Annotated in this window: 3 protein-coding genes and 1 CRISPR repeat array; all 3 genes read left to right on the plus strand. The window is 40.5% G+C overall.

What is annotated here, in order from left to right:
• The first annotated feature begins 36 nt into the window (after positions 1-36).
• A complete protein-coding gene (locus tag AACS98_RS01550; RefSeq protein WP_066375488.1) occupies positions 37-942 on the plus strand; it encodes a DUF1338 domain-containing protein in 906 nt (301 codons plus the stop codon).
• 218 nt (positions 943-1,160) lie between these two features.
• Positions 1,161-2,564, plus strand: coding sequence for a WD40 repeat domain-containing protein (locus AACS98_RS01555; protein WP_066375446.1), 1,404 nt, complete (start codon positions 1,161-1,163; stop codon positions 2,562-2,564).
• 390 nt (positions 2,565-2,954) lie between these two features.
• Positions 2,955-5,414 carry a phosphoenolpyruvate synthase gene (ppsA, locus tag AACS98_RS01560; protein WP_066375448.1) on the plus strand — a complete coding sequence of 820 codons (2,460 nt, stop codon included), beginning with the start codon at positions 2,955-2,957 and terminating at the stop codon, positions 5,412-5,414.
• Between the two features lie 439 nt (positions 5,415-5,853).
• A CRISPR array of direct repeats spans positions 5,854-6,465; the repeat unit is 37 nt; unit sequence GTTGAAATTTCATCTAATCCCTATTAGGGATTGAAAC.
• Positions 6,466-6,579: the final 114 nt, after the last annotated feature.

Below are 6,579 nucleotides of genomic sequence, written 5' to 3' on the forward strand. Positions count from 1 at the left end.
ATAACTAATAACTAATAACTAATAACTAAAATTATGCTGAAACCTGAAATAGCCTGTCATCTTTGGGAATCACTTTGGCAAGAATATAAAGCTAGAGTTAGTTATGCTCAAATTTATGAACAAATGATTACGGCGGCGGGTGGAACTGTCGCTAATGACCATATTGCTTTTCGGTCTTTGCGTTTGGTAGTTGATAGCAACCAAGGTCAAGTTAATTTAGGGATTAATTATTTAGGACAAATAGCTGAAGCATTGGGTTATGTCCCTGCTGGGGAATATATTTTTCCTGAAACTCATCTTTATGCTTGTCACTATTCTCATCCACAAGCGGCAGAATTTGACTTACCTAAGCTGTTTATTAGTGAGTTAATTGTAGATGAATTACCAGATGATATTGCTCAATTAATTTACTCAACAGTCTCTACAATTTCTGAAGAAATTAGCTCTTTTGTTATTCCACAAGCAGAGGGCAACTGTGAAGATATTACCCAAAAACTACAAAAAGTCTTTACTCGCCCTTGGGAAACTCCCCGGCACTCTGTGGTGGAAGCAGTTAATCAAGTGACACAATATGGTGCTTGGGTTTTGTTACACGGTTATGCTGTGAATCATTTCACGGGTTACGTTAATCGCCAGAATACTCCAGTATACCCAGATATAGATACTACTGTGATGGGTTTGGCTAAGTTGGGTGTACCGATGAAAGCGGAAATAGAAGGGGATGTTAGCTGTGGTTTACGTCAAACAGCGACGCAAGCAGTTAAGGAAATGGTGACAGTTATTGATGATGTAAGTGGTGAGGAAATTCAAATTCCTTGGACTTATGCTTATTATGAAATTGCCCAGCGTTATTTGGTGGAAGTAGCACCTGGAAAATCAGAACTTTTTTCGGCTTTTTTAGGGAAAAATGCCCAGCAATTGTTTGAAATGACTCGATTTTAGTCATTAGTTATTAGTTATTAGTCATTAGTCATTAGTCATTAGTTTTCCTCCCCTGTTCCCCTGCTCCCCTGCTCCTTATGTTTCTGACGAGTTTTAGAAACTTGGAGTCAATTGAAAGTTTAAATTAATACTAACAACAGCAATGTTTGTGTCCAAGTTGTGGTTATGCTGACAAACACCTACTCAACTTGGGGATTTTCAAATCAAACAATTGCTGTATGAATTTAATTAACTTTGAATTTATATTCACTTTCATTCTGCCACAACTCATATATGCAACTTTCTTGAGTGCTGTGATTGCAGCTATAGTTGGTGGTATTGTGGGACTGATTACTGGTGCGATCGCTCGTCGTATTAAACATACCATTATCCCGGCAATGGTGGGTGCTTTCTTGGGGACGATGTTGGTGGCCATGACTCCCATTTTTGCTAGTCCAGATACTTATATAGGTGGCCCCTATGGCGGACTAGCGATATTATTGAAAATGATTTTTCTTGTACCAGCAGGTTCTCTGATTGGTGGTGTAGTTGCTGCTGCTTATGAACAAAAACTATCCTCATCAGTCAAACGCCGTATAACTTGGATGGGGTTACTTTTCACCTATTCTCTGATGATGATTTTACTCTATTTTAACTTAGCACCTGCCCCGTTGCAGTTGGTTAAAGCTGCTGGACAGGAGGAAAACTTTCTGCCAGTTGTAGGTCAGATTATTGGTTATGAACAGAAATTTTCCTCTTATTATCAGGGAATTCGGAGTTTAGCATTTACTCATGATGGACAAAAATTAATAGTTGCCAATGTTGGTGATCTCAGGGTTTGGCAAATAGATACAGGTAAATTACTCCACACCTTCCCCGGCCCGTCAGAGGGTAGTACAACGCTGAATGATTTGATTGATGCGATCGCTATTACTCCTGATAATCAAACTATAGTCACAGCCGCACCAGCACAAATACAAATCCGGGAACTAGAAACAGGTAAAATTATCCATAGGTTGGCAGGTTCTAATTTTATCAAGCTGACTCCTGATGGTCAAACCCTTATCGGCTTAAAAATGACGGATAAACCTATCAGGGATTTGGGAGTTTGGCAAGTCAGCACTGGAAAATTATTGCGTACTATTCCTGCTAAATTAGAAACTTTAGACCCTGGTTATCCTGTGGATATTACTGGCGATAGTAAAACTTTAGTTGTGGCAAATAGATATTACAGCAATCAGATAGAAATCAGGGATATTAATACAGGTGAGCGTCTGCAATCTTTTGGTGATAACCAGGGCAAACGCATCACTACACTAGCAGTTACACCAGACGGTAAAATCCTGATTACTGCTCAACAAAACAATTTGCAAATTTGGGACATCAACACAAAAAAAGTCGTGAAAACTATTCCCAACGTAGGAACAGTCAACACTTTGCTAATTACTCCCGATAGTCAAACCCTAATTAGTAATGGTGATGCTCTGCAAATTTGGCAAATCAGCACAGGTAAAAAATTGTTAACGTGGCAAAAACCAAAGGGAATTGTTACAACTCACGTAGCACTCAGTCCTGATGGTAAAACCCTCGCTGCTACCGATGACAGAGGGGTGAAGGTGTGGCGGTTGAATGTTAGTCATTAGTTATTAGTCATTAGTTATTAGTCATTGGTCATTAGTTTTTCTCCCATGCTTCCCCAGTCCCCCCTTCGGGGTTCGCCAGTCGCTCCTGGGGGAGACCCCCAAGACCGCGCTGGCTCACCAGTCTCCAATGTTTTAGGACTGTTGAATTTGTAACAAATTATGAATTTATACATCTATCTTTGGGAATAAATTACCGAAAAACAATACTTATGTTGCTTGTTAAACCAAAAGCGAATTTTTTTTGTTATGGTGATCCCAAAGGAAATATTAAGCAATCGACCAAGATAAAAAACACAATATTTGGTGTCTATTGGGCTGGGATTGCAAAATAAGAAAAACAGACAAAAACTCACTATAACAACCAGAGCATCAACTGGGGAGGTAATATCTATGGTGACAGTATCTCATCAAAAGGTAGCTCAATACTCTAAAGATAAATCACTGGTTCTCTGGTTTGATGAAGTTGGCATTGGGGATATTGGTTTGGTGGGTGGTAAAAATGCGTCTTTGGGGGAAATGATTCAACAGTTAACACCCCAAGGTGTGAATGTACCAATGGGGTTTGCAACTACGGCTTATGCTTATCATTATTTTATTCAAGGTGCGGGTTTAGAAGCGAAGTTAAGAGAATTATTTGCTGATTTAGATGTGGAGGATGTCCACAATTTACAAGCGGTAGGAAAACAGGCGCGATCGCTCTTAATGAATACGCCATTTCCGTTAGAATTACGACAGGCGATCGCAGATGCTTATGGCAGCTTGTGTCAACTCTACAACCCTAACACAGATGTCGCAGTGCGTTCCAGTGCAACCGCCGAAGACCTCCCCGACGCAAGTTTTGCCGGACAGCAAGAAACATATTTAAATGTAGTAGGTGTAGAAGCAGTATTAGCAGCTTGTCATCGTTGTTTCGCTTCCCTATTTACCGACAGGGCTATTTCCTACCGTCACACCAAAGGCTTTGATCATTTTAGTGTCGCCTTAGCCGTGGGTGTGCAGAAAATGGTACGCTCTGACTTAGCCACCTCTGGGGTAATGTTTTCCATTGACACCGAAACAGGCTTTAAAGATGCGGCTTTAATTACCGCCGCTTATGGCTTAGGGGAAAACGTCGTACAAGGAACAGTTAACCCCGATGAATATTATGTATTTAAACCGACTTTAAAAACAGGCTTTCGTCCCATTATCGATAAAAGATTGGGCAGCAAAGAATTAAAAATGGTCTATGACCAAGGTTCAGAATTTACTAAAAATATTCCAGTACCAAAAGCAGAACAAAATCAATTTGCCTTGAGTGATGAGGAAATCTTACAACTAGGAAAGTGGGCTAGTGTAATTGAAGAACATTATTCTCAAGTCCACGGAAATTATACACCGATGGATATTGAATGGGCGAAAGATGGAATTACTCACCAATTATTTATAGTGCAAGCCCGTCCTGAAACAGTCCAGTCGCAGAAGCAGAGTAACGTCTTGCGGAATTATCGGTTAGTTTTAGGGAATCAAGAAAAATCCACCCCACACCCCCTAGTCACAGGTAGGGCGATAGGTGAAGCTATTAGTCAGGGGAAAGTCCGAGTAATTGACGATGTGAAACAAATTCATAGTTTCCAAGCGGGAGAAGTGTTAGTCACCCAGCGCACAGATCCCGACTGGGAACCAATTATGAAACGCGCCAGTGCAATTATTACTAATTCTGGCGGGCGTACCTGTCATGCAGCAATTATCGCCAGAGAATTAGGAGTACCGGCTATTGTTGGTTGTGGTAACGCCACGGAAGTTTTAACTACAGGACAAGAAGTTACCGTATCTTGTGCAGAAGGGGAAGAAGGCAAAGTTTATCAAGGTATATTACCTTTTGAAGTCCAAGAAGTGACTTTAGAAAACTTACCCAGGACTCGTACCCAAATTTTAATGAATGTGGGTAATCCTCAAGAAGCCTTAAGTTTATCAGCTATACCTAATGATGGCGTAGGTTTGGCGCGGACTGAATTTATTATTGCTAACCAAATCAAAATACATCCTTTAGCGTTGATTCATTACGATAAATTAGCAGATGCCGAGGCAAAAGCTAAAATTGCTGTGATTACGGCGATGTATGCCGATAAACCCCAGTATTTTGTTGATAAATTAGCCCAAGGGATTGCTAGAATTGCCGCAGCCTTTTATCCCAAACCTGTGATAGTGCGGATGTCTGATTTTAAAAGTAATGAATACGCCAACTTAGAAGGTGGGAGAGAATTTGAACCCAAGGAAGAAAACCCGATGTTAGGCTGGCGGGGTGCGGCAAGATATTATGATCCAGGTTACAAAGAAGGTTTTGCTTTAGAGTGTCAAGCCATTAAGCGAGTGCGGGACGAGATGGGTTTAACTAATGTAATCCCGATGATTCCTTTTTGTCGCACACCCGAAGAAGGACAGTTAGTTTTAGCAGAGATGGCAAAAAATGGTTTACAACAAGGTGTGAACAACTTGCAGGTGTATGTGATGTGCGAGTTGCCGAGTAATGTGATTATGGCGGCACAGTTTGCAGAGATATTTGACGGGTTTTCGATAGGTTCTAATGATTTAACTCAGTTGACATTGGGGTTAGATAGAGATTCGGCTTTAGTGGCGCGACTGTTTGATGAACGTAGTCCGGCGGTGAAGCAGATGGTAAAAATGGCCATAGATGCAGCGAAAAAGCATCACCGCAAAATCGGGATTTGTGGACAAGCACCCAGTGATTACCCGGAATTTGCTGAGTTTTTGGTGGAACAGGGGATTGATTCGATGAGTTTGAATCCTGATTCTGTGTTAAAGACTATGTTGCAGGTGGCGAAGGTGGAGGAGTCGATTAAGGATGTTTGAATTTTCGACCTAACAGAATATATATGCGCCGACTGACTGATTGTGATCAATGGAGTCGATTAAGGATGTTTGAATTTTCGACCTAACCCCCTGGAATATGTAGAGACGTTTCATGAAACGTCTCTACAATTTAGGGGAGTGGGACTATGGTAGAATTTGAGGCTGTCTAAACATTCTCTTGGGGACTGGGGATTGGGTAAAAATTGTGTTGAATGCGCGGATGGGTAGGTGTACAAAATTGGGGTTTGGCAATAATGGCTGTATTCCTTATGGGGCGGGCTTTTGCAGAAAAATTAATTTAAAACCATCCGCGCACCTTACACAGCAAGGGTTTCAGCGATTTTGCTTAAATCAACTGACATTTTCTCGTGTTATAATAGACCCATCCGCGAATCTGAACCTTGAAAACCTTATATTTATTAGCTTTCCGGCTGCCGCAGTTGAAATTTCATCTAATCCCTATTAGGGATTGAAACTCTAGATCCGCCATAGTAAATATTTTCTCGTTTAGTTGAAATTTCATCTAATCCCTATTAGGGATTGAAACTAAATAACATTGTGGGATCTAACCCTGCCACTGGTGTTGAAATTTCATCTAATCCCTATTAGGGATTGAAACGCTGAAGAACCACTGTATTAACTCTGCACGTTGCGTTGAAATTTCATCTAATCCCTATTAGGGATTGAAACGATACAGCAAATAGAATTGTTTTTCTTCTAATGGTTGAAATTTCATCTAATCCCTATTAGGGATTGAAACATTGATACGAACAACTACTGACCGATTATTAGTCAAGTTGAAATTTCATCTAATCCCTATTAGGGATTGAAACCTGTGAGTAATTGCTTTAAGTTCATGTCCTTTTGTTGAAATTTCATCTAATCCCTATTAGGGATTGAAACGCTTGCGGCTTCTTCTGGAGACTTGCCAAAAGCAAGTTGAAATTTCATCTAATCCCTATTAGGGATTGAAACGAGCATTTGGTTGTAATGCTCATTTTCCTCAGTGGGCTTGTTGAAATTTCATCTAATCCCTATTAGGGATTGAAACAAATACGCATAAAAAAAAGGGCTTATACAGCCCGTTGAAATTTCATCTAATCCCTATTAACCCAAGTTGCTAGTTAGTCTCAAAGAGAGATGACATAAAGGTAGAGAAACAAGA

It is taken from the genome of Anabaena sp. CA = ATCC 33047 (assembly GCF_963870205.1).
Taxonomy (GTDB): Bacteria; Cyanobacteriota; Cyanobacteriia; order Cyanobacteriales; family Nostocaceae; genus Trichormus.